Origin of the sequence: Nonomuraea sp. MG754425, assembly GCF_021699195.1 — a bacterium.
Taxonomy (GTDB): Bacteria; Actinomycetota; Actinomycetes; order Streptosporangiales; family Streptosporangiaceae; genus Nonomuraea.
In genome coordinates this window covers 69,269-93,323 of sequence record NZ_SSXE01000008.1, presented here as the reverse complement: position 1 = coordinate 93,323, position 24,055 = coordinate 69,269, and the positions used below count along the sequence as shown (strand labels likewise).

The following is a 24,055-nucleotide window of genomic DNA, read 5'->3' as shown; positions in this document are numbered from 1 at the left end:
GGCTTGGGCGTCTTCGTCCTGGTGGTGGGGCTGCTGCCGCGCAAGGAGAACGCGACGCCCGGCAGCAGCCCCACCACCAGGACGAAGACGCCCAAGCCGACCCGCACGCCGACGCCCAAGCCCACCCGCCGGCCGGACTCCACCAAGCAGCCCTCGCCGCAGCCGACCGTCCAGCCCTCCACCGGCTCGATCACGTGGAACGACGCCAGCGCCTACTGCAAGGCGCAGGGCTCCACGACCTCGTTCTTCAGCGGCTGGTCCAACATGAAGTGCACGGGCAGCGACGCGCCGCTCTCACTGTCGGCCGTGTGCAAGTGGAAGTACCCGTCCTACAGCCAGGCCGTGGGCGTGCCGCCGGACAACCCGTACATGCCGACGGCCACCTGCGACCTGTCCTGAGCTGCCCACCGGGGTTCGCCGCGGCGCGGTGACGCGGACCTCACCACACCGGTCATGACTCCCCCTACACATCGGCGGCTACTTTAAGTAATTTGTGAGCCACACAAAGCTACAGGGGGTGGAATGCAGCTTCACTTCGTCGGCACCGGATCCATCTTCCACGACCGCCTGAGCGCCTCCGCGCTCGTGGACGGCAAGATCCTGATCGACACGCCGAACGGGTCGGTCAAGGCGATGCGCCGCGCCGGCATCGACCCGGCCGCCGTCGACATCTGCCTGATCACCCACTTCCACGCCGATCACTTCTTCGACATCATCTTCCTGCTCATGGAGCAGGGCCTGGTGCGCCGGCGGGAGCGCGAGATGGTGCTCATCGGGCCGATCGGGTTCGCCGAGCGCGTGGCGCACCTGTTCGGCATCAGTTATCCGGGCACCTGGGAGGTCGTCCAGCCCAATCTCCGGCCGCGTTTCGTCGAGTTCGGGCACAAGGGCGGCGAGTGGTCCGGCGACGGCTACCGCATCCAGGCCCTGCCCGTCGAGCACACCACCCCGATCGCGTTCGGCTACTTGATCGCCGACTCCGCCGGCACCCGGCTCGGCTACACGGGCGACACCGTGTTGTGCCCCTCGGTCGAACTGCTCGCCGCCACGAGCCACGCCCTCACCCTGGACACGTCGTTCCTGACCTCCAGGGCCGGCCACATGGGCCTGGACGACGTCGAGCGCATCGCCGACGCCCACCCCGGCCTGACTCTCTTCCCCACCCACCTCGGCGCGGAGGTCACCGGCTCCGACCGGCGCAACGTCGTCTTCCCCGAGGACGGGCAGACCTTCGAGCTCGGCCCCGGCGGCTCGGTCGCCCCCGTCGCCGCCGTGCTCTCCACCCCGGCGACCGGCTGACCGTCAAGGGCGCGCCCCTCGTCCGCGGCCGGCCGGGGGGCGCGCCGACCCGGTTGATTCGGGACGTGTAACATCCCCATTATGCAGATGGGCGAGGGAGTCGAGTGGGGCCTGCACTGCTGCGTCACCCTCGGCTGGCTCAACGACGAGGCCCCGGTGTCGATCCGCAGGCTGGCCGCCTGGTTCGACCTGCCGCCGGAGTACCTGAAGAAGCGGCTCCAGGCCCTCGCCAAGGCCGGGATCCTGCACTCCACCCCCGGCGCCCGGGGCGGCTTCTCGCTGGCCAGGCCGCCCGAGCGGATCACGATGATGGACGTGGTGACCGCGCTGGAAGGGCCCGCCGAGGCGTTCCGCTGCACCGAGATCCGGCAGCGCGGCGCGGGGGCCGAGGGCGGGCGGTTCGGACGTCCCTGCGGGATCTCCGCCGCGATGCGGCGGGCCGAACTGGCCTGGCGGCGGGAACTGGCCGGGCGCACGATCGCCGACCTCATGGCGGACTCCGCCCCGGCCGGCGAGCGCACCCGGCGTAACTACGCGCGCCTGCCCGGCTGACCCGTTGCCGGGCTCCCGGCCTACCCGTTGCCGGCTCCCGGCCTACCCAGGACAGGAATGAGGATGTCCCGTATCCCGATAAGAACGCTGGTGCTGGGCCTCGGCACGTTCGCGGTGGGCACCGACGCCTACGTGGTCGCCGGGTTCCTGCCGGCGATGGCCCGGTCGTTGCAGGTGTCCGAGAGCGCTGCCGGGCAGTCGGCCACCGTGTTCGCCGTGGCGTACGCGGTGCTGTCCCCCGTGCTGGCCACGGTCACCGCGCGGGTGCCGCGCCGTACGCTGCTGACCGTCGCGCTCGCCGTGCTGGCGCTGGCCAATCTCGGGTCGGCGCTCGCGCCCACCTACGCCGTGCTGATGGCGACCCGCGTGCTGGCCGCCGCCGGAGCCGCCGCGTTCACCCCCGGCGCCGGCGCGGTGGCCGCCGCGCTGGCACCGCCGCGGCAACGGGCCCGCGCGCTGGCCGTGGTGGTCGGCGGGCTGACGGTCGCCACCGCGCTGGGCGTGCCGCTGGGGAACCTGGCCGACCGGCTCCTGGACTGGCGGGTCGCGCTCGGGCTGGTCGCCGCGCTCTGCGCGCTCTGCGCCGCAGGCGTGTGGGTGATCCTGCCCCGCCTGCCGGGCGGCCCGAGCGTCCCGCTGCGCGACCGGCTGGCCGCCCTGCGCCACCCGGGTGTCGTCGCGGTGCTGCCGCTGACCACGTTCGGCATGATGGCCGGCTACGGCCTGTACGCCTACGCCGTCCCGATCCTGCACGCGCTGGGGGCCACGCCGGCGTCCGAGACGTGGCTGTTGTTCCTGTACGGCGTGGGCGCGTTCGTCAGCAACCTCGCGGCGGGCGCCGCCGCCGATCGGTACGGGCCCGTCCGGGTGCTGTCCGTGGGGTTCACGGTGCTCGCCCTCACGATGGGCGCCCTCACCTGGGCCACCGGCGCGGGGCTGCGCGCGCTGCCGGTGACCGCGCTGCTCATGGTGGCCTGGGGCGCGAGCGCGTGGTTCCAGACACCCGCGCAGCAACTGCGGCTGATCTCCGCCGCGCCCCAGGAGACCGCCGTGGTCGTGGGGCTGAACGGCTCCGCGCTCTATCTCGGCATCGCCCTGGGCGCGGCGCTCGGCGGGCTGCTCCTGCCCGTCGGGACGGCGCTCGCCCTCGGCGCGAGCACCGCACTGGCCACCGGATGCCTGCTGTACCTGGCGGCCACCCATCGCACCGGGGCGGCGCGACGTCGCCGCTCCCCCGCGCCCGAAGCGGGATGAGCCTGGCCGTTTCGGGTGTTCACCCGCAGGTACGCGGTGACGACGGTGAAGGAGACCGGAGATGCGGGCTGTGTGGTTGCGGGAGTTCGGCGATCCCGGGGTGCTGAAGGTCGAGGAGACGCCGGATCCCGTGCCGGGCGCGGGACAGGTGGTGGTCGAGACGGCGGCGGCCGGGATCACGTACGTGGAGACCCAGGTGCGATCGGGCGCGGCGCCCGTCCCGCTGCCCGCGCTGCCGATCGTGCCCGGCAACGGCGTGGCGGGCACGATCGTGGCGGCCGGGCCCGGCGTGGACCCCGCGCTGGTGGGGCTCCGGGTGGCCACCACCACCGGCGGGGCCGGCGGCTACGCGGAGCGGGTCGCGGTGGACGCGGCCCTCGTGATCCCGATCCCGGACGGGCTCGGCTTCCGTGACGCGGTCGGCCTGCTGACCGACGGGCGCACGGCGCTGGGCATCGTGTCGGCCGTCGCGCCCCGGCCCGGGGAGTGGGTGCTGATCGGGGCCGCGGGCGGCGGCGTCGGCAGCCTGCTGATCCAGCTCGTCAAGCAGGCGGGGGCGCGGGTGGTGGCCGCCGCCGGTTCCGGGCCCAAGCTCGACCTCGCCACCGGACGCGGCGCCGACGCCGTCGTAGACTACACCCGTCCGGACTGGGCCGGGCGGGTGCGCGAGGCGACCGGCGGCGTGGACGTGGCCTGCGACCCCGCGGGCGGCGCGATCGGGCGAGCGGCCTTCGAGCTGGTCCGGACGGGCGGGCGGTTCATCGCGTTCGGCGCCGGGAGCGGGACGATGACACGGATCTCCGAGGAGGAGGCGGCCGGGCGGGGCGTCACCCTGGTGCCGATGGGCGCGGCCTTCCCGTCGCCGGAGGCCACCCGGGAACTGTCCGTACGCGCGCTGGCGGAGGGGGCCGCCGGGCGGCTGCGACCGGTGATCGGCCAGACGTTCCCGCTGGCGCTGGCCGCCGACGCGCACGCGGCGATCGGCCGGCGCGCCACCCTCGGCAAGACACTGCTGATCCCCTGACACCCCGGGCGAGGCACACGGGGGGCACCGGGTGCCGAAACGCACCACCCCGCACCCTCGACGCCGGGGGCCGTGAGCCCGGGGGGCCGGGCGGCGCTACGTCAGGGGGTGGTGCAGAGTGCGGTGTCGAGGGCGGCGTTGACCTTGAGCATGGCGGGCTCCGTGGTGGGCAGGGCGGTCACGGCGACCGTGGCCGCGCGGCCGTCCTCGGTGATTGCGGTGCGAGTCTCGTAGCCGTCGATGTCGCCGCCGTGGCCGTACGCGTACCCGCCGCAGGACAGCTTCATCTTGATCAGCCCCAGCCCGTACGACCACCCCGCGGGGAAGCCGGGGGCCTCGACCGTCTGCTTCATCGCCTTGAGCTGGGCCGGCTTGAGCAGGCGGCCGTCCATCAGCGCGACCAGGAAGCGGTTCACGTCGCTCGGCGTGCCGACGAGTTGCCCGGCCGCCCAGCCCCACGACGGGTCCAGGTTCGTGATGTCCACCGGCGAGCCGTTCTTCCCGGGCGTGTACCCCTTCGGGTGCGGGCCCTCGATGCCGCGCTCGCCGACGCCCGGCCAGTACGTGTCCTTCAGCCCCGCCCGCCTGATCACCTTGTCGGTGACGACCTCGCCGATCGGCCTGCCGGTGACCTTCTGGACGAGCAGCCCGGCCACCACGTACCCGGTGTTGCTGTACTCCCAGCCCTTGCCCGGCGGGAACGTGCGCCTGTGCTCCAGCCCCGTGTCGAGCAGTTCCCTGGGCTCGCGGTACCTGTCGCGCGTCGTGAGGATGGGGGCCATGTCCCTCGTGTAGTTCGGCAGGCCGGCGGTGTGCTGGAGGAGCTGGCGGGGGGTGATCAGCCGGCCGTCGTTGCCGTGGCCGCGGACCACGCCGGGCAGGTACCTCTCGACGGGCGCGTCCAGGTCGATCCGGCCCTCGCCGGCGAGTTGCAGCACGGCCACGGCGGTGAACATCTTGGTGTTGCTGGCGATGCGCACCCGGCCGTCCACCGGGACCTCCGCCTTCGTCGTCAGGTCGCCGACGCCCGCGGTGTAGTCGCGGCCGGCGCCGTCCGCGGCGCGCACCGCCGCCAGGGCGCCGGGGAACTCGCCGGTGCTCACCAGGCTGTCCAGGCTCCTCTGCACGGAGTCGGCGTCGGCGTGGGCCGGGGCCGCGACCAGTCCCAGGCTGAGCACGGCGACGGCGGCGGCGATCACGGCGGTCCGGCCGCGACCGGCGGCGGACGGGGTCTCGGCGGTGCGGTGCGGCATCGGGGGAACTCCCTGCTCGTTGCGGGTTGTCGATGGCACCAGCATGTCGGCGCACGCGTACCGTGATCGATCCCGCACACTGCACATCCCGAGGTAGCGCCTGCGCTACCGCCCGCCCGCCGCGACCAGCGCCGGGTTTGCCGATCTCCGATCCGGGGCATCCCCGTTGCCGCCGAGACCCCCAGCCGGCACCGCGCTCGAATCCCGCCCTCAGGAGCTGATCAGCGTGGGAGACAACGCTCACCACGAGATCGAATGGCCGGCCAGTCTCGACGTGGGCAAGCTCCTGGAGTCCGGCTGGCGGCCGACGCCGTTCCGGCAGTTCATCCTGAAGCTGCACAGCCGCTGCAACCTGGCCTGCGACTACTGCTACGTCTACGAGATGGCCGACCAGGGCTGGCGGGACCAGCCGCGCCGCATGTCCAAGGCGACGATCGACCGGGTGGCCGCGCGGGTGGCCGAGCACGCCGGCGCGCACGGCATGGACGACGTCGAGATCGTCCTGCACGGCGGGGAGCCGCTGCTCGCGGGCGTCGAACACACCCGCTACGCCGTCGATCGGCTGCGCGGCGAACTCGGCGGCGGCGTCACGGCGACCGTCCGGGTGCAGACCAACGGGGTGCTGCTCAACCAGGCGTTCCTGCGCCTGTTCGCCGAGTTGGGCGTGCAGGTGGGCGTCAGCATGGACGGCGACAGGGAAGGGCACGACCGCCACCGCCGCCGGGCCAAGGGCACCGGCACCTACACCGAGGTGCGCGACGGGCTCGAACGGCTGATCGCGCCCGCCTACCGGCACCTGTTCGGCGGCCTGTTGTGCACGATCGACCTGGCCAGCGACCCGATCGTGACGTACGAGGCGCTGCTGGAGTTCGGCCCGCCGGTGGTGGACTTCCTGCTGCCGCACGGCAACTGGGACACCCCGCCGCCCGGCTGGACGGAGACCGGCAGCCCCTACGGCGACTGGCTCGCCGCCGTCTTCGACCGCTGGTACCACGCGCCGGTCCGCGAGACGCAGATCCGGCTGTTCAGCGAGATCATCCGGCTGCTGCTCGGCCGTCCGTCGCGCAGCGAGGCGATCGGCCTGTCGCCGGTCGCGGTCGTCGTGGTGGAGACGGACGGCAGCATCGAGCAGGTGGACACGCTCAAGTCGGCCTACGACGGGGCGACCGGCACCATGCTGCACGTCCTGCGCGACACGTTCGACACGGCGCTGTTCCTGCCGTCGGTCGCGGCGCGGCAGATCGGCGAGCAGGCGCTGTCGGAGCGCTGCGCCTCCTGCGCGATCGCCCGGGTGTGCGGCGCGGGGCTCTACCCGCATCGCTACCGCTCCGGGACGGGCTTCCGCAATCCCTCGGTCTTCTGCCGCGACCTGTACCGGCTGATCACCCACATCCGGCGGCACCTGGCCGAGGACGTGGCGCACCTCACGCGCGCCTCCGGCTGAGCCGGAGGCGCACGATCCGGCGGCCCTCCCACACGAGGGAGGGCCGCGCGGCGGAGCCGGGGCTCAGATCGGGGGCGGGTCGAAGTCGAGGTCGAGGTGGCGTCCTTCGGCCGCCGCCAGCGCGTCGGGGTGCTCCGCGCCGAGCGTCTCGTCGTAGCACCGCATCGTGGCGTCGAACAGCGGCTTGGCCTCCTCGCCCCGCCCGGCGGCCGACAGGTCGGCGGCCAGGTTGGCGGCGGCGGCCAGCGCGGCCGGGTGGTCGTCGCCGAGCAGCCGGCGCAGCCGGTGCAGGGAGTCGGCGCCCATCGCGCAGGCCCGGTCGGTCTCCCCCAGCAGGACGAGGTCGCTGGCGAGGTTGACCGCGACGGTGAGCACGTAGTGGTGGTCGCGCCCGAACCTGGTCTCCAGGCCGGCGAGCGCCACCTCGTTCAGCTCGCGGGCCCGCTCCGGCTCGCCGCGCACCCGTTCCAGCAGCGCCACGTTGCTGACGCAGCAGTGGTTGTACGGGTGTTCGGCGCTGTAGACCCTGGCGTAGCGCTCCATGGTGTCCTTGGCCAGCTTGTACGCCTCGTCCAGTTGCCCGTTGGCCCGCAGCGAGTTGGCCAGGCAGGTGGCTCCGGCCAGCGTGCCGGGGTGGTTGAGGCCGTAGATGCGTACGTACCGTGCGTGCACGTCGCGGGCCAGTTCCAGGCCCTCGTCCTTCTCGCCGGACCGCAGCAGCGCGATGGCCAGGTCCTTCTGCACGAGCAGCACCCGCGGGTGGTCGGCGTCGAGTTGCTGACGCCCGTAGCCGAGGGCGTCGCGGCCGACGTCGCACGCCTCGTGGTAGTCGCCGCACTGCCGCACCGCCCGGCTCAGGCTGGCCCACAGGTTGAGGAAGGTGCCCTTGCTCACCTTGCCCTCGTTGGCCTGGGCCGTGCGGTACGCCTCCTCCAGCAGCGTCTGCGAAGCCTGGTAGTCGCTGGTGAGGCCGAGGTCGAGGGCCAGGTTGTTGATCGCCCGCAGGGTCTGCGCGTCGTCGGAGCCGAGCACCGCCCGGTGCCGTTCCACCGACTCCCTGTCGTGCTCCCTGGCGTCGATGAACCGGCCGCGCCCGCGCAGGTCGGCGCCGATGCCGTTGAGCAGGATCAGGGTCTCGCGGTGGTCGTCGCCCAGCACCTCGCGCATCGTGGCCAGGGTCGCGTTGTTGAGGTCGTACGCGTCGCCGTAGCGGCCGAACTCGCGCAGCATGTCGCCCTGTACGCGCCGCGCCCGCAGCACGTCGGGGTCGGCGGCCCCCGAGTCGTGGGTCCACTGGTCGACGAACGACTCGGCGTACCTGCGGGCGGCCCGGTAGTTGCCGGACGCGCCCAGGTAGCCGAGGATGTCGTGCGCGAACGAGCGCACGTCGGGCCGGCCGCTGGCCGCCACCCCGGCCGGGTCCACGTGGGCGAGCAGCGCCTGGTAGCGCGGCCAGTTCGCCGGGACGTCGGCGCTGGACGGGGCCGCCTCGACGATGAGGGAGTGCACCTCCTCGCGGATGTCCCGCTGCGTCGGCGCGGCGAGTTCCTCCCGCAGCAGTGCCTGGATCAGCCGGTGGACCTGGAGCGTGCGCTCGTCGGGGTCGATGCGCACCAACGCGTAGCGCGCCAGGGTCGCGATGGCCTTGCTGAGCCGGATGGGCGTGGCGAGCAGTTCGGCCAGTTCGGGCCGTACCGGGCCCTTGACCGGGCGGAAGGCGTCGCGCGGGATCGGCTCGGGCCCGAAGAACGCGCAGCAGCGCAGCAGTTCCATGGCTCCGGGCAGGTGCTCCTTGAGCTTGGTCACCGACAGCCGCCAGGCCGTGGTCATCGACCAGGGGTACTCCCTGGGCTTGCCCTCCTCCAGCAGGGAGGAGGCGTGCTGCTCGAACAGGCGCAGGTACTCCTGCGCCGACATGCCGGTCTCGACCTGGAGGGCGGCGGCCTGCTCCAGGGCCAGCGGCAGGTCGCCGAGCGCCTCGGCCAGCTTGTCGGCCTCCTCCTCGGTGACCGCCGGCACCCGCTTGTCGAGGAACTCCATGCTCTCCTTGCGCGGGAACACGTCGACGGCGATCGTCTCGTAGACGCCGGCCCAGCGGTGGTTGCGCGAGGTGACGAGGACGTCGCCGGGGCCGGGCGGGATGAGGTCGCCGAAGTCCTCGGGTTCGTCGGCGTTGTCGAAGATCAGCAGCCACCGGCCGTACGGGTCGCCCCTGCGCAGGGCGTCGAGCACGGCGCTGGCGGCGTCCTCGATGCCCGCCGTGGTGGCGTCGGGCACGCCCAGCTTGGGCGCGAGTTGTGCCAGGGTCGCGCGGACCAGGCCGGGCTGGTCGGCGGGCACCCACCAGACGACGTCGTAGCTGTCGCGGAAACGGTAGGCGTACTCGATGGCCATCTGTGTCTTGCCGACGCCGCCGAGGCCGTGCAGGGTGTGCGGGACGACCGCCGTGACGTTGTCGCCGATGCCCTTGTGGAGCCGGTTGAGCAGCGTTTCCCGGCCCGTGAAGTTCTTGTTTCGCGGAGGGACCTTCCACACCGCCGGAAAATCGCGCGGCGATCGCTCCGTGGCGGACGGCTGTGAAACCATCACGCGTTCCGCCTCCCGTCGAATGCGTTTTGTGCTAACGATGGATTGCGACAGCAATGGCATGGGGAGTATTGATGACGAGCACCATCCTAGCTGTCCGGGCCGACCGCGTAGAGGCCGATCTGTTTCGGTCCATCTCATTGTCGAGATCCGATGCCGCCGAAACGGTCGCAATTTGGCGGACCGGCAGAGTCAGACAAAGTTCGAGTTCGCCGACGAACGGCTGCGGGAAATTCCTGATCATTTTCGGGGGCGGAGCCGGCGCCGGCGTCTCATGGCCACGAGGGAGCGCGCATGCGACCGCAGCCTTCCGCGCGACAGGGCAGCCTGATCGACGTGTCCGCACTATCCACCCGCCACCTGCGGGATGTGGGCGAATCCGCCTTCGGCAGGGCGTTACGCGACCTGCTTGAGCCGGGCCGGGAACGTGAAGACGTGTTCGCCGCCTTCGACAACAGCACGCCCCCCACCCGAGTGGAGGGCTGACCCGCGCCCGAAACCCGGCGCCCGGCTCAACGGCGAACGGGCGCCGCCTTTTCTTTTTCGGCGGCCCGGAACAGCCACGCGCGGCGGATGATCCATTTCTTCGTGCGGTACCTTGAGAATTGTGGCGTGGCAGCGGGACATCATTGCGTTTCGGCCCGGACGATATTCACCCGCGTCCCGGTCGCGTGCGCCGGTGCGGCGCGGATATCCGGCACCGGGTGGCGGTCCACGCGATATGTCAGTTCCTCGGTTAGCGAGGTCTCCCCATGGCAGGATCACCCGCGGCACCTCGACAGCGGCGCAGCCCGTTCATCGGCCCGCGGCCGTTCACCGCTCATGACGAGACGCTCTTTTTCGGACGGTCCGACGAGATCCGGCTGCTGCTCGGGTTGTGGCGGCGCAACCGGCTGACGATCCTGCACTCCGACGCCGCCGCGGGCAAGACCTCGCTGCTGCGCGCGGGCCTCATCCCCCGGCTGCGCACGGACAACGCCAACGTGCTGCCGCTCGGTCAGGCGAACTCGTGCCAGGTGTGGCCGGCCGCCGCCCTGCCGGGGCACAACCCGTACGTGCTGGGCCTGCTGTCGTCGTGGGACCCGGAGGAGTCGCCCGGACGGCTGGCGGCCCTGTCGATCGGCGAGTTCGTCCGCGGCAGGGAGTCCATCGGCCGCGACGGCGAGCCCGCCCCAATCTTCGCGGCCGTCGACCAGGCGGAGGCGTTCCTGCGCCGGCGCGGGCCCGACGAGGGCCACCGGCGCCGGCTGCTGGACGAGCTCTTCGAGGCGCTGGCCCGCCGGTCGAGCCTGCGCCTGCTGCTGGCCGTGCGCTCCGACCACCTCGACGACCTGCGTCACGAGGTCAAGATCGCCGACCGTCCCGAGTGCGCCGAGTACCAGCTCAGGCCGCTCACGCCCGAGGCCGCCGCCGCCGTCGTGAGCCGCTCGGCCCAGGCCGTGCGGCTGCACGTCCCGCCCGCCGAGGTCGGGGAACTGCTCGATGAGCTGCGCGCGATCAGGGACGAGCAGGGCCGGGTGATCCGGCTGACCCAGGCGGTGGACCCCCTGCTCCTCCAGGTCGCCGGCGCCCGGTTGTGGGACGAGCCGCCCGGCCCCGGCGGGTTCGGCTCCGCGCGGCTGCGCATGGAGGTGGAGCAGGCCCTGTCCGGCTGGTGCGGCCGGACGCTCGCGGAGGCCGCGGCCGAGCACGAGCTGTCGCCGCCCGACCTGGACGCCTGGGTGCGCCGCGCCCTCCTGCACAGGGGCGGCGCGGCGGCCTCGTTCGAGATCACCGACGCGTTCCTGCACTCGCTGGAGGACCGCCACCTCATCGCGGGCGCCCGGCGCGACACCGGCCCCGGCCTGCGGCGGCGTCGTCTGCTCGCCCCGCTGCGCCGGCTCGACGCCGGTCAGTGGCCGGCCGTCCCGCCCGACCCGGCCGCGCTGCTGCGGGCCGCCGTCCGGGCCCGCGCGGAGGGCGAGCCGGGCCGGGCCGAGCGGCTGGCACGACGGGCCGCGCGCGCCTGTCCGCCGAAGGAGATGCGGGTGCGCGCCGGCATCGAGTCGCTGCTCGGCAACCTGTTCTTCGAACAACGCCGGCTGGACGAGGCGGTGGCGAGCCACCTCGCCGCCGCGAGCCTGTTCGAGGCGCTCGACGACCGCACGTCCGTCGGGTGGGCGCTGGCCGCGATCGGCCGCGTCTCGCTCGTCCAGGGCCGGCGCAGCACCGCCATCGAGCACATGATGGCCGCCGTCAGCCGCGTCCCGAACGATCCCGTGGTGCGCACCGGCCTCGGCCAGGCGCTGCGGGCGGCCGGCGAGAGCGCCGCGGCCCTCGACGTGCTGACCCGCGTGCTGGAACGCGACGACGTCCCCGAGGCCAGACGGACGCGTGACGAGATCGCCAGGGATCTCGGACGACATCTCACAGGAGGCACCCCTGATCAGTGAAACCGCACTGCTCACCCTGATCACCGGCGGCAGCGCCGTGCTGGCCGCGCTGTCCGGCGCGGGCTACTCCGTGATCGTCGAGCGGATCAGGGCCAAGGAGGACCGCACGGCGGCGGCGGAGGAGCGCGAAGCGGAACGACGGAACGCCCATGGCCGCGAGTTGCTCGCGGCGTTCGCGGACGCGCAGGCGGCCGTGCTGAAGCTCGGCCTGGCCGTGCGCATCTCGCTCGACATGCGCGGCAACAGCCTGGCCCGCCTGGGCGGCGAGGACCGGCTCGAGCAGCTTCGCCAGGTACGCGTGGAGTACCTGGCGGCCAGTGTCGCGGTCGCGTGGCTGCGCCCGCTGTGCCCGCCGAGGGTCCATCGCGGGATCGAGTCGCTGAGCCGCGCGGTGGACGAGGCGTACCTTCAGGCGTGGTCCACCTCGGTGCCCGCGGAGGCGCCGGCCGCCATACAGGCGAGCCTGCAGGGCAGTCTCCATGCGCTGAGCGACGACCTGTTCCACGACGTGCCGAGGGAGTTGCCCCCGACCGTGACGGGCCCGGTCGCCCGGCCGCTTCCCGCGGAACAGCCGGAGGGATGACGCCGTCGCGGGCACCGAGATGAGCAGCGTCAGCAGGCCGACGACGCAGGTCACGAGGACGACGGCGCCCTCGGTGCCGAACGCGGCGAGCAGGTAGCCGCCGGCCAGCGAGCCCAGGGGCACGGCGCTGCCGGAGCAGAACCTGATCACGCTGGTGACCCGGCCGAACAGCCGCTTCGGCACGCCCGAGGTCTGGTAGAGGGCCAGGGCGATGTTGATGTGCGCCCCGGTGAACCCGATGCCGCCCCACACGGCGGGCAGCACGGCGGCGACGTACAGGAACGAGTCGTGGTCGACCACGACCAGGCTCGCGCTCAGCAGCAGCCACGCCCACACGCTCGTGACGATCAACCGCGCCGGGGTCGTCCGGCGCAGCAGGCGCGGGGCCATGAGCGAGCCCAGCACCCCGCCCAGCCCCGAGGCCGCGATCAGCAGGCCGATCACCAGCGGGGACAGGTGCCGCTCGTGGGCGAGCAGGACCAGGCTGAGGCCCAGGGTCTGGAAGGAGAAGTTCGCCAGCGCGCAGACGATCATGACCCGGGCGAGGAACTCCTCCTTGCGCAGGAACGTCAGGCCGCGCCAGAACGCCCGCAGGTGCCGGGCCGGCCGCGGCGGCCTCCTGGTCGCGGAGCGGGTGAAGCGCTTGTTGCGCATCCGCAGCAGCGTGAGGAGCGACACGGCCGAGGCCGCGACGTCCAGCACGAACGGCCAGACGCGGCCCAGCTCGAACAGCCAGCCGCCCAGCGGGCGGCCCAGCAGCCCGGCCACGTGGGTGCGGGCCTCGTTGCCCGCCATGGCCCTGGGCAGCCGGTGGCGTGGAACGAGCCAGGGGACGGCCGTCGTCTCGGCCGTGCTGTAGAGCACCACGCAGATGCCCTGGGCGACGCTGATGACCGGAAGGAGGTAGACGACCCCTTCGTCCACGAGCACGCAGCCGACCATCAGGACGGCCAGCGCCGCGCGGACGGCCATGCTGGCGATCATCATCCGGCGGCGGTCGGAGTAGTCGACCAGCACGCCGGCGGGCAGGTGCAGCAGGATCCTGGGCAACGTCCCGGCGGCGGCCAGCCACCCGGCGAAGACCGGGGAGCCGGTGAGCGAGAGCCCCAGCAGCGGCGCGGTCACCGTGGAGGCCATGTTCCCCAGTTGCGAGGCGGCGGAGCCGGTCCACAACAACCGGAAGTCCCGCCCCTCCGCCGCACCGGGAACATGGCCGGATCGTCCGTGGTCGGTTTCGGCCACCTCTGTCCCTGCCCCCAAGGAGGCGCGCCCGGCACTGCGCGCTCGGTGTCTACGGAAAGACGCGCCCCCGCCGGCGGGCGGAGGCGCTGTTCGTTCGTCCTGGTGCCGGTCGTGCGGGAGAGTCCGGTTCGGCGCGATCGACGCGTCACCCATGCGGTGGCATGGTTCGCGTTCGCCGCGACGGTTGTGTCCCTCGCCACCGGCTGTCCCACACGTGGATGGACGTTACCGGTCCCGCCCTCGGAGCAGGCTCAAGACGTCGCAGAACACCGACCGGCGCGCCGGGACGGCCCTCGTCACCGGCCCGCGAGCCGCTTGGCGTTGTCGAGGCGGTCGGGCCTGTTGGTCATGATGCCGTCCACGCCGTACGAGATCAGGCGGCGGATGAGCGCGGGCCGGTCCGCCGACCAGGTGTAGACGCGCATGCCCCGGTCGTGCACCTTCCTGACGTACGAGGAGGTGAGCCCGGCGTGCGGGAGGGTGATGCCGCTGGCGTACTTGGCCACCTCGCCGAACCGGTCGGGCTCGGGCTTGCCGAGCAGCGCGATGGGCAGGTCGGGGATCATGGAGTGCAGCACGCGCATCGACTGCCAGCCGAACGCCTGCACGGTCAGCCGCTGGGGGCTCCACAACGCGCGTTCCTGCTGCAGTTCGGCGGCCACCCGGCGGTCGATGTCGGGGCTGTGCGGCGGGTGCTTGATCTCCAGCAGCAGCCCGGCGCCGTCGTCGTGCGCGGTCTCCAGCGCCTGCTTGAGCGTGGGCACGCGTTCGCCGCGGAATCGTCCGGAGAACCACGATCCGGCGTCCAGCCGCTGGATCTCCTTGAGCGTGAAGTCGGAGACCCGCCACGGCGAGCGCTTCGGGTAGACCTGCTCGACGTCGGTGGTGCGGGCCAGGGTCTCGTCGTGCATGAGGATGAGCTGGTGGTCCTTGGTCTGCTGGACGTCGAACTCACACGCGTCGGCCCGCTGCGTCCTGGCCATGGCGCAGGCCACGATGGTGTTCTCCGGCGCGAAGGCCGCGCCGCCGCGGTGCGCGATGTTGACCACCGGTGGCGGCGGCGAGGCCGCCAGGAACGCCGTGATGACAACGCTGAGTGAGCTGAACATGATGATTTCCCCCTGGGCCCAATGTCACGCTGTGGAGGAAAGTTCCCATGTGACCGTTTTCCACCGGCGTCTCAGGAGAAATAACACGGGCTTTTTAGCGGACCTGGAAGATCGCTCCCGTCGCGGCGGCTTGCGCACCGGGCGACGGCCCTCGCAGGCCCGGCCGGAACCGGGCCCGCGGGCCGGCTAGAAGCGCAGCTCGCGCAGGTACCGGTAACCGACCTCCGACGTCTGGCGGGGCGTCACGTCGGGGGTGTCGTTCTCCACGATGTACTCCTTGACCTGGTGGGCGTCGAAGACCCGGCGGAAGTCGATCGTGCCGGTGCCGAGGTCGGCCATGTCACCGTCCAGGTGCCGGTCCTTGACGTGGTATTGCAGCACGCGCTGCGGCGCCCTCCTGATGACGTCGATCGCGAACCTGACCGGGTCCTTCGCCCCGCGCCCCACGCCGCCGGTGACCGCCCAGTAGATGTCGATCTCCAGGTGCACGAGCCGCGGGTCGAGCTCGGAGGTGAGCACGTCCCAGGGCGTCACCCCGCCGCCGAGGTCGGTGGTGAACTCGTGGGCGTGGTTGTGATAGCCGTACCGCAGCCCGGCCGAGCGGGCGGCCCGCGCCTCGACGTTCATCCGCTCGGCCCAGCCCTTCCACTCGTCCAAGCTGGTCGAGGCCAGGTACGGCACCACCATGTACGTCTGTCCGAGGGTCAGCGCGTTGTCGATCTTCGTCTCCAGGGCGGCGTCGTCGGGGCTGATGCCGTCGTGGCTGGAGCTGGCCTCCAGTCCGAGCCCGTCGAGGAACCCGCGCAACTGGCGGGCCGTGCGGCCGAAGTAGCCGAGCGCGAGCTCGACCTTCGGGTAGCCGGCCGCGGCGAGGTAGCCGAGGGTGGTGTCGTAGTTCTGGGCGAGGTCGTCGCGGACCGTCCAGAGCTGGATGCTGATCTGCCCCGGAGGGACGCGGTTGCGCCCGCCGCCGTGGTGCGGCGGGGTGGCCGCCGCGGCGGGGGACGCGGTGGCCAGGGCGGCGGCGCCGAGCCCGAGGCCCGCCGCGAGCAGGGCGCGCCTGCTGGGGCCGTAGCCGTAGCACATGGGGATCTCCTAACGGGTGGGCTCGAGCGCGACCTGCGTGCTGGTGGTCAGCGGGGGCAGGCCGCCGGTGCCGGGGTCGGTGTAGGTGGCCACGAAGACGCCGGTCAGATGGTCGGTCCCCGGGTCGTGGCCGCTCGGTTCGGTGGTCTGGATCGAGCCGGTGCAGCCGCGGGCGGTGGTCTGCGGGTGACCGTGGTCGTCGTGGCCGAGGATGTAGTCCACGGTGACGTTCGCGCAGTCCACCGGCTGGTCGTCGGTGACGCGCACCTCGAACTCGACCAGGTCGCCGAAGCTGAACGGCTGCCCGGCGGCGGGCTTGACCAGCTCGACGACCGGCGCGGCGTTGCCGACGACGATCCGCACCGACGTCGCCGCCGATCTGCCGCTGGGGTCGCTCACCCGCAGCGTGGCCTGGTAGAGGCCGTTCTCGGTGTAGGTGTGGGAGGCGTCCGGGCGGCGCGAGTCCACCCGGCCGTCGGCGTCGAAGTCCCAGGCGTAGCTGAGCCGGTCGCCGTCGGGGTCGGCGGTGCCGGCGCTGGTGAAGGCGACCGTGAGCGGGGCCAGGCCGTCGGTCACCGTGGCCGCCGCGACGGGGACCGGCGAGTGGTTGCCGGTGAAGCCGACGTAGTCGATGCGGGCGAGCTGGGCGTCCGGGTTCTCGCTGAAGTAGCCGTCGCCGTACTCCAGGACGTAGAGCGCGCCGTCGGGGCCGAACTCCATGTCCATCGCGTTGTCGAAGACGAACGACGGCAGCACCGGCTCGATCCGCCCGTCGCGGTGGAACGCCTTGACGTAGTCGCGGGTCCACTCGTAGAAGAGCGGGACGCCGTCGTAGTGCTTCGGCCAGGCCACCGCGGTGCGCCCCCGGGTGGTGGCCGGGTCGAACGCGTACGCGGGCCCCGCCATCGGGCCGATGCCGCCGGTGCCGAGCCCGGGGAACTCCGGCGACTGCCCGTAGGAGTACCAGACGTCGGGCTGCACGACCGGCGGCAGCCTGCGCAGGCCGGTGTTGTGCGGGGACTCGTTGACCGGCGCGGCGCAGTCGAACGCGGCCCCCGACCCGCCGGTGGCGAAGTCGTAGTCCACGTACGGCAGCCGCGCCGTCGCGCAGTACGGCCAGCCGTAGTTGCCCGCCTTGCGGACGGTCGTCCACTTGCCGTGCCCGGCCGGGCCGCGCGCGGGGTCGGGCTGCTGCTCGTCGGGCGAGTAGTCGGCGACGTACAGCTCGCCGGTGCGCCGGTTCAGCTCGATCCGGAACGGGTTGCGCAGGCCCATCGCGTAGATCTCGGGCCGCGTGCCTGCCGTGCCCGGCTTGAACAGGTTGCCCTTGGGGATCGTGTACGAGCCGTTCTCGCGGACGCTGATGCGCAGGATCTTGCCGCGCAGGTCGTCGGTGTTGCCGGAGCTGCGCTGGGCGTCGAAGGCGGGGTTGCGGCCGGCCCGCTCGTCGATGGGGGTGAAGCCGTCGGACTGGAACGGGTTCGTGTCGTCGCCCGTGGACAGGTAGAGGTCGCCGGCGGCGTCGAAGACGATGTCCCCGCCGACGTGGCAGCAGATGCCCCGGTCCACCGGGACGTCGAGGATGCGCTGTTCGGTGCGCAGGTCGATGGTCGTGCCGCTCCACCGGTAGCGGGAGAGCCTGATCAGGCCCTTGAAGGGCGCGAAGTCCGCCGGGGTGCCGGTGAGCGGGGCGTCGCCCTCGTTGACGTCCGGTGTGGCCGGGTCGTCGACCGGGGTGTTCAGCGGCGGCGAGTGGTAGAGGTAGATCCAGTCGTCCTTCTTGGAGCCCTTGCCGAAGCCGGGGCTGAGGGCGATGCTCTGCAGGCCCTCCTCGTCGTGCCGGTAGACGTCGAGCCGGGCGGCCAGTGTGTTGAGTCCGGTCTTCGGGTCGTGCAGCCAGACCTCGCCCTTCCTGGTCGTGTGCAGGACCCTCGCGTCGGGTAACACGGCCAGGTCCATGGGCTCGCCGGGGTTGTCGTTGAGCGTCACCTTCTGGAACTGGGAGTCGGGCGGCGGGGCCGCCGTGCCCGCCTGGGCGGCGCCGGCCGGCATGAGGGTCGCCGCGGCTGCCAGGGCCGCGATCAGGGTTCTCGTGCTCATGCCTCTCTCCTTCTGTTCGCTCGGGGGGTAGAAGAGGGCAAATTACCGTGAATGTAACCCGAGTTTCGGCGATCGAGGAGGCCCTAATCACCGGCAATCGCTCATCTTTCGCGTCAAATCGACTTAAGTAGCCGCCCCCCGGCGCACGAGAACGCCCCCTGCCCGGCGACGGGCAAGGGGCGCTGCGGAGCCGTCAGAGGTGGGTCAGCCCTTCTGCTCCTCCATCGTGACGGTCACGGTCTTCTGCTCGCCGTCCCGCTGGTACGTGATCGCGACCTTCTGGCCGACCGTGTACCCGCGCACCTGGCCGACGACCGTGTCGCCGCCCTGGACCGGCGTCTCGCCGATCCTGGTGATCAGGTCGCCCTGCCGCAGCCCGGCCTTCTCCGCGGGGCTGCCCTTGGTCACCTGACGGACCAGCGCGCCGGACACGTCCCCCATGCCGTCGGTGACGCTCACGCCCAGGAACACGTGGCTCACCGTGCCCTTGCTGATGAGCTGCTCGGAGACGTGCCTGGCGGTGTTCACGGGGATCGCGAAGCCGAGGTTCACGCCGTCGGCCGCGACCGCGCTGTTGATGCCGACCAGTTCGCCCGCCGCGTTCACCAGCGCGCCGCCGGAGTTGCCCGGGTTGATCGCCGCGTCGGTCTGGATCATGCCGCCGAGCGTGGTCGTCTCCTCCGGCTGCGCCTGCTGCCCGCCCCAGCCCGGCGGCAACTGCTGGTCGCCCCGGCCGCCGCTCCCGGACGTCACCGTACGGTCCAGCGCGCTGATGATGCCGGACGTCACCGTGCCGTCCAGGCCCAGCGGGCTGCCGATGGCCAGCACGTCGTCACCCACCTTGAGCTGGTCGCTGTCGCCCAGCGCCACCTTCGCCAGCCCCGACACGCCCTCGGCCTTGATCACGGCCAGGTCGGTGGCCGGGTCGGTGCCGACCACGGTCGCCTTGGCCGTCTTGCCGTCGTTGAACTTGACCGTCAGCCCGCCGTTCTGCCCCGCGACGACGTGGTTGTTGGTCAGGATGTAGCCGTCCACCGACAGCACCACGCCCGAGCCCTCGCCCGTCTGCCCCTGGATCATCACCACGGACGGCTGCACCCTCTCCGCCACCTGCGCGACCGTGTACTGGTCGGCGGCCGTCCTGAACACGGGGCTCGGGCTGCTCGGAGTGCTGGACGCCACCTGCTGCACACTCGCGCCCGCCAGTTGCGCGCCCACGACCCCGCCGCCCAGCGCCGCCGCCGACAGGGCGGCCACGGCGGCCAGCGCGAGGCCGGCGACCGTTTTGCGGGTCAGCGCGAAGCCGGTACGCCGCTGCGGCGGCGGGGGCGGCGGCAGCACCGGGTTCGGCCGGGTGAACCCTCCGGCGGAGGGCGGGGTGGCGCCGAACTGGCTCCATCCACCGGTACGAGGCTCGCTCGGCTCGTTCGCGTCCATGTCATCTCCTAGAGTGCCGATGCACACAAGAGTGGTGGACGGTACGTAAACACCGACTAAGCCGCGAAGGCCGGGTGCCGGCGACCGCTGATCTCGGCCTTATCGCCGCTGGCAGCGAGTGATCGGGACGACCGGAAAAATGTCGAAATTCGTGGCCGGGGATGCTCACCGGCGGGAGGGGAATCGGGGGTGTTGCGACTCAGGGTCACCGCTCGTGCGGGGAATGTCACCGGAGCGGCGAGATATGAGGGCCTCCCGCGCCCTCACACCTCGAAGTGCGCCGCCCCATCAGCGCCGCCGCCGCCGACGCCTGCGCGCACTGCTGCCACTGGGGTCGTGGTTGCCACTACCCGGGCCCGTAGGCTCCGGTCCCGGAATGCGGGAGAACGAGATGAACCCCAGATATCGCCTTATCGCGGCCATGATGCCCCCTGGGTACGTGAGTCACGCGCCGGGACGGCTGCGCGCCCGGCGCTGCCGGACTGACTCGCACCCCTACCCGGGATACCGCCACGAAACCCTTCTGACCTGGAATTTCGCTACTTCCACGACAGCTTGCGGTGCTTGAACATCGGGTGCTTGGTCTCCCAGTAACGCCAGCCCTCGACACGGGACGGCACGCTGGCGATGCCCGCGGAGATCTTCCTCCGGTCACACGTGCCCAGCACCGACCAGGCGGACCAGCCGATGCGGTAACCGAACACGCGGTACCACATGTTGCCGTACATGCCCTTGGTGATCTCCTGCGTGTACTCGTGCCCGGTGAAGACCATGTGCCGCTCTTCGAGGTGGGGCAGGCCGAGCCGGCGCAGGTTGAAGATCACCTCGTCCTTCTCGATGGTCTTCGCGGCCTCGTTCTCCGTCTCCACGAAGGCGAGCACCTCGTACTCGCGGGTGACCGACGCCGTCATCGAACCGCCGGGGCCGTCGAGGTATCGGGTGCGCGGCACGAAGAAATTGCGCGGCGACATCTTGTGGATCCGGAAGAAAGTGCGCGGCCGGCAGTTCCTGCCGCCGTCTTCGTCATCGCGGTCGTCGTCGCGGAAGCCCCTCAGCACCTCGTTCTTGCCCCGGTCGTCCCGGTCGTCCCGGTCGTCCTTGTCGCCCGCCGACGCCACAGGGGCCATGGTCACCGTCAGCAGCGCCGCGAGAAGGCCGCGGGCGGCGGGCATCGCCATTCTTTTCATTGGGGTGAACATTTACCGTTCCTTTCGGAATGCGACCCATAGTCGCCAGACCGGTACGATGCTTACACTTGCCGCGAGGTTGCTGACAACGCCACGCCGCACTTCAATTTCCCGCACTCGGTAATAGCCGGTCGAAGAGCGTCAATATCGGACGCTCATTTGGTAAAGAAGAAACTCTCCGCTCTCGCCCACCTACTGGCTACTCTGGGCGATCGATCCAATTCACCCCGTGATGGTGATATATCCGATTGCGCAGGTGTTGAGGAAGATGGAGTGATCCGCACGTACCTCCCTACGGCAGATTCCGGGATTCGGGAGGTACGTGATGCACCGCAGAGTCAGCCTGTTCTCCGCCCTCGCGCTCGCCCTGTCAGGCGCCTTAGTTCCGGCCGGCGCCGCACAGGCCGAGGCCGCGAACGGGCTCGACCCCAGGCCGGCCAGGTGGACCGCCGCGGATTCCCAGTCGGAGCGCAGGACCGTCGCGCAGTACTGGACGACGCGGCGCATGCTCGCGGCGCAGCCCCTGGACTCGCCCGCGCCGCGGCGTACCCAGTCGCGCGGGCCGTCCGAGGGCGACCCGTGGGCCACGCGCGGGGCCGCCGCGCGGTCGTCCACCGGCACGAGCCGCTCGTCGAACACGCGCGGCGCCGCCTGGTCGGTCGGCGCGACCAGGCCCGCGACCGCCGCACGCCAGGCCGCCCTGGTCCCCAACAGCCCCGGGCTGCTGTGGGAGGACGGCGGCGCGGTCGTGCGCACCACCGGCCGGGTCTTCTTCACCACCGCGCAGGGCGGCAACGCCTCCTGCTCCGGCTCCGCGGTGACCAGCGCGAACAAGAGCGTGGTGATCACCGCCGGGCACTGCGTGAAGCTGAACGGGGCCGCGCACCGCAACTGGGTGTTCGTGCCCGCCTTCGACGACGGGCGGCGTCCGTTCGGCACCTGGGTGGGCAGCAGGATGCTCACCACCCAGCAGTGGAACGCGCGCGAGGACATCAACTTCGACCTGGCCGCCGTCGTGGTGGCGCCGCTGAACGGGCGGGCGCTGACCGACGTCGTGGGCGGGCAGGGAGTGGCCTTCAACCAGCCCAGGCAGCGGCAGATGTTCGCCTTCGGCTACCCGGCGGCCGACCCGTTCGACGGCTCGAAGCTGATCTACTGCAGCGGGCGGGCGTTCAACGACACGGTCATGACCCAGGACCAGGGGGTGCGCTGCAACATGACCGGCGGGTCGAGCGGCGGGCCGTGGTTCCAGGGCTTCGACGAGTCCACCGGGCAGGGCTGGCTGAACTCCGTCAACAGCTTCACCTACAACTTCGCCCCGAACTTCATGTTCGGCCCCTTCTTCGGCGACGAGGCGATGGCCGTCTACCAGGCGGCCCAGAACACCGACGCCCTCTGAGTCCTCCGGCGAGCGGCAGCGCCGCGACGACGGCCACGGGCCGCCCGCATCCGCGCGGATGCGGGCGGCCCGTGGCCGTGCCGAGGGTGGCCCCATGCGGACGGAGGCCGGATTTCCCCCTAAATCAAGGCATTGACGAAAAATCCTTACATGGTACTCATAGATCGAGTCGGAAAGCTTCACCCCCCTCGCCGAGATCGTCCAGAGTCCACCCAAGGAGGACGCACATGGCGCGAAGCACGCCCACCGACCCACCGATCGACTTACTCGCCCCCGTCCAAGGAGAGGTCTCCTGGTTCTGCTGCGGCACCGCATGGGGCCCCTGCAGCAGCACCGGCAAGGGAGCCTGCGGCACCTGCAACAGCGGCAGCCTCCAGCACGCCTGGCCGAACACCTCCGACGCCTGCTGGGCGATCACCCGCCCCGACAGTTGCGGCGTCAGCCTGACCCGCAGGACCTGCGGATTCCGCCACCGCATCACGGCCCTGTGCACCGGTGCCAGCGTCGTCACCGCCATCGCGGACTGCGGCCCGCAGACCGACCTGTTCTGCGGCGAGCGGAGCTGCTGCGGCGCGACCTGCGCGAGCAACCGCCTGATCGACCTCACCCCCGCCGCCTACACCCAGATCGCCAGCCTCTCGTCCGGCCTGCGGCCGGTGGAGATCTCGACGGCCTAGGAGGGCGGACCGATGCGTAGCAGAAGAGATGTGCTCAAGTCCGCCGTGCTCGGCGGGGGCGCCGGCGTCGTCGCCGCGACCGCGCTGGGCTCGCTCGGCCCGGAGGCGGCCTTCGCCGCCCAGAAGTCCTTCGCCACCCAGCAGGTGGAACCCGGCGCGCCCGACCCCAATTTCGCCGAGGGCCGGATCCGCTCGATCAAGGACAACACGCTGCTCGTCCTGGGCTCGAACATGGTCTTCCACACCATCAGGGTTGTGGACGGCACGAGCCTGTGGAAGCTGGGACCCGTCCCGTTCGACCAGGCCAAGCCCGGTGACGGCCTGTACGCCAGAGGCGTGCTCATGCCCGACGGCATCCTGGCCGCCGAGGCGGTGTGGCTGAACATCGTCAACATCAAGGGCCACATCAGGAACATCACCTCCCAGACCATCCACCTCGACCACAACGGCCAGGACGTGCTGTGCCACGTCGTCGCCGGCAAGTCGGTCGCCGTGCACTCCGAGTCGCCGCCCACGGCGGACCTGTCGATGCTGAAGGTCAGCCAGCACGTGCAGATCATGGGCGCCTGGCGGCCGGACACGAACGAAGTCGACATCGCCACCGTCTTCTCCCCGCACTAAGGAGGCAGTGCATGCACGGGATCGCCGCGTCGCAGCCGTACGTGATCGCGCTCTTTCTCGCCTGGGCCGGGCTGATGAAGCTGTTCGGCCGGCGGACCAGGGCGCAGGCCGGGCGGACCGCTCTGGCCCGGCTGACCGGCCCGGCGCGCGCGGTCCCCGCGCTGCGGCTCGTCGGCCTGGTCGAAACAGCCCTGGCCGCCGCGCTGCTGGCGCCTCCGTTCCACCCGCTGGAGGGGGTGGCCGCCGCGCTGATGTCCGTCGGCTTCCTCGCCTACCTGACCTACTCGCACGTGGCCGCGCCCACCGCGTCGTGCGGCTGCCTGGGCACGCACTCCCGCCCCGTGGACGCGCGTTCCTTCGCCCGCGCGGGGCTCCTGCTGGCCGCCGCACTGCTGGCCACGGCGGCGGCCGGGGCCGCACCCGCCCTCCCCTCGGTGATCGCGCTGGAGGCCGTGGTCCTGCTGGCGCTCTCCGCCGAACTGGACCGCCACTGGCTCACCCCGCTGCGCCGCCTGGTGGTGCGGGTGCGCCGCCCGCTCGCGGTCACGCCGTCGCGGGACGTCCCGCTGGAGGCGTCCCTGCACCTGCTGCGCCGCAGCCTCGCCTACTGCTCGGCCTCCGCCCAGATCACCTCGGACGTGCTGGAGGCATGGGACGAGGACGGCATGCGCTTCGTGGTGTACGGGGCGCGCGAGCGCACGGCGGTCTTCGCCGTCCCCCTGTCCGGCAACGACCCGGCCGGCGTCCGGGTCGCCCTCGTGTAACCGGGC

At 71.9% G+C, this 24,055-nt stretch carries 19 protein-coding genes and 1 pseudogene; 12 read left to right on the top strand and 8 right to left on the bottom strand.

Annotated features, from left to right (window positions below):
- From FAF44_RS04820 to FAF44_RS04800, 5 genes and pseudogenes are all read left to right on the top strand, one after another.
- Nucleotides 1-399 (top strand): annotated as a pseudogene (locus tag FAF44_RS04820) (hypothetical protein); the annotation flags it as partial.
- Nucleotides 400-522: 123 nt separating this feature from the next.
- Nucleotides 523-1,299, top strand: a complete 777-nt coding sequence (locus tag FAF44_RS04815; protein ID WP_237101770.1) for an MBL fold metallo-hydrolase — start codon at nucleotides 523-525, stop codon at nucleotides 1,297-1,299.
- An 81-nt stretch (nucleotides 1,300-1,380) separates the two neighbouring features.
- Nucleotides 1,381-1,851, top strand: coding sequence for an Rrf2 family transcriptional regulator (locus FAF44_RS04810; RefSeq protein ID WP_237101769.1), 471 nt, complete (start codon nucleotides 1,381-1,383; stop codon nucleotides 1,849-1,851).
- Nucleotides 1,852-1,914: 63 nt separating this feature from the next.
- Nucleotides 1,915-3,105, top strand: coding sequence for an MFS transporter (locus FAF44_RS04805; protein ID WP_237101768.1), 1,191 nt, complete (start codon nucleotides 1,915-1,917; stop codon nucleotides 3,103-3,105).
- A 61-nt stretch (nucleotides 3,106-3,166) separates the two neighbouring features.
- A complete protein-coding gene (locus FAF44_RS04800; RefSeq protein ID WP_237101767.1) occupies nucleotides 3,167-4,129 on the top strand; it encodes a zinc-binding dehydrogenase in 963 nt (320 codons plus the stop codon).
- Between the two features lie 101 nt (nucleotides 4,130-4,230).
- On the opposite strand, the gene FAF44_RS04795 is transcribed toward FAF44_RS04800, so the two are convergent.
- Nucleotides 4,231-5,382: a serine hydrolase gene (locus FAF44_RS04795; RefSeq protein WP_237101766.1), complete on the bottom strand. Its 1,152-nt coding sequence runs from the start codon at nucleotides 5,380-5,382 to the stop codon at nucleotides 4,231-4,233.
- 226 nt (nucleotides 5,383-5,608) lie between these two features.
- On the opposite strand from FAF44_RS04795, the gene FAF44_RS04790 reads away from it, so the two are divergent.
- Entirely contained in the window at nucleotides 5,609-6,826 is a 1,218-nt protein-coding gene (locus FAF44_RS04790; protein ID WP_237101765.1) for an FxsB family cyclophane-forming radical SAM/SPASM peptide maturase, read from the top strand.
- 63 nt (nucleotides 6,827-6,889) lie between these two features.
- On the opposite strand, the gene fxsT is transcribed toward FAF44_RS04790, so the two are convergent.
- A complete protein-coding gene (gene fxsT, locus FAF44_RS04785; protein WP_237101764.1) occupies nucleotides 6,890-9,361 on the bottom strand; it encodes an FxSxx-COOH system tetratricopeptide repeat protein in 2,472 nt (823 codons plus the stop codon).
- A 345-nt stretch (nucleotides 9,362-9,706) separates the two neighbouring features.
- Here fxsT and FAF44_RS04780 point away from each other — a divergent pair, with 345 nt between their 5' ends.
- Nucleotides 9,707-9,898: a hypothetical protein gene (locus tag FAF44_RS04780; protein WP_237101763.1), complete on the top strand. Its 192-nt coding sequence runs from the start codon at nucleotides 9,707-9,709 to the stop codon at nucleotides 9,896-9,898.
- Nucleotides 9,899-10,164: 266 nt separating this feature from the next.
- Entirely contained in the window at nucleotides 10,165-11,844 is a 1,680-nt protein-coding gene (locus tag FAF44_RS04775) for a M48 family metallopeptidase (protein ID WP_237101762.1), read from the top strand.
- On the opposite strand, the gene FAF44_RS04770 is transcribed toward FAF44_RS04775, so the two are convergent.
- From FAF44_RS04770 to FAF44_RS04745, 6 genes are all read right to left on the bottom strand, one after another.
- Nucleotides 11,819-13,669 carry an MFS transporter gene (locus FAF44_RS04770; protein ID WP_237101761.1) on the bottom strand — a complete coding sequence of 617 codons (1,851 nt, stop codon included), beginning with the start codon at nucleotides 13,667-13,669 and terminating at the stop codon, nucleotides 11,819-11,821. The two genes, FAF44_RS04775 and FAF44_RS04770, sit on opposite strands and share 26 nt — an antisense overlap.
- Nucleotides 13,670-13,965: 296 nt before the next feature.
- The gene (locus FAF44_RS04765) at nucleotides 13,966-14,778 is read right to left on the bottom strand and encodes a glycerophosphodiester phosphodiesterase family protein (RefSeq protein ID WP_237101760.1); all 813 of its coding nucleotides are present in this window, start codon (nucleotides 14,776-14,778) and stop codon (nucleotides 13,966-13,968) included.
- A gap of 186 nt (nucleotides 14,779-14,964) precedes the next feature.
- On the bottom strand, nucleotides 14,965-15,864 hold the full coding sequence (locus tag FAF44_RS04760; protein ID WP_237101759.1) for a sugar phosphate isomerase/epimerase: 900 nt from the start codon (nucleotides 15,862-15,864) through the stop codon (nucleotides 14,965-14,967).
- Nucleotides 15,865-15,873: 9 nt separating this feature from the next.
- Nucleotides 15,874-17,964 carry a PQQ-dependent sugar dehydrogenase gene (locus FAF44_RS04755; RefSeq protein ID WP_237101758.1) on the bottom strand — a complete coding sequence of 697 codons (2,091 nt, stop codon included), beginning with the start codon at nucleotides 17,962-17,964 and terminating at the stop codon, nucleotides 15,874-15,876.
- A 204-nt stretch (nucleotides 17,965-18,168) separates the two neighbouring features.
- Complete coding sequence (locus tag FAF44_RS04750) at nucleotides 18,169-19,401, bottom strand: S1C family serine protease (RefSeq protein ID WP_237101757.1); 1,233 nt, start codon at nucleotides 19,399-19,401, stop codon at nucleotides 18,169-18,171.
- Between the two features lie 539 nt (nucleotides 19,402-19,940).
- The gene (locus FAF44_RS04745) at nucleotides 19,941-20,579 is read right to left on the bottom strand and encodes a hypothetical protein (RefSeq protein WP_237101756.1); all 639 of its coding nucleotides are present in this window, start codon (nucleotides 20,577-20,579) and stop codon (nucleotides 19,941-19,943) included.
- A gap of 334 nt (nucleotides 20,580-20,913) precedes the next feature.
- On the opposite strand from FAF44_RS04745, the gene FAF44_RS04740 reads away from it, so the two are divergent.
- The 4 genes from FAF44_RS04740 (at nucleotide 20,914) to FAF44_RS04725 (ending at nucleotide 24,049) form a co-directional block, all read left to right on the top strand.
- A complete protein-coding gene (locus tag FAF44_RS04740) occupies nucleotides 20,914-21,987 on the top strand; it encodes a serine protease (RefSeq protein WP_237101755.1) in 1,074 nt (357 codons plus the stop codon).
- Between the two features lie 227 nt (nucleotides 21,988-22,214).
- Nucleotides 22,215-22,664: a septal ring lytic transglycosylase RlpA family protein gene (locus FAF44_RS04735; RefSeq protein WP_237101754.1), complete on the top strand. Its 450-nt coding sequence runs from the start codon at nucleotides 22,215-22,217 to the stop codon at nucleotides 22,662-22,664.
- 12 nt (nucleotides 22,665-22,676) lie between these two features.
- Nucleotides 22,677-23,285, top strand: a complete 609-nt coding sequence (locus FAF44_RS04730) for a cell wall protein (protein ID WP_237101753.1) — start codon at nucleotides 22,677-22,679, stop codon at nucleotides 23,283-23,285.
- Between the two features lie 11 nt (nucleotides 23,286-23,296).
- Nucleotides 23,297-24,049, top strand: coding sequence for a MauE/DoxX family redox-associated membrane protein (locus FAF44_RS04725; protein WP_237101752.1), 753 nt, complete (start codon nucleotides 23,297-23,299; stop codon nucleotides 24,047-24,049).
- Nucleotides 24,050-24,055 lie beyond the last annotated feature (6 nt).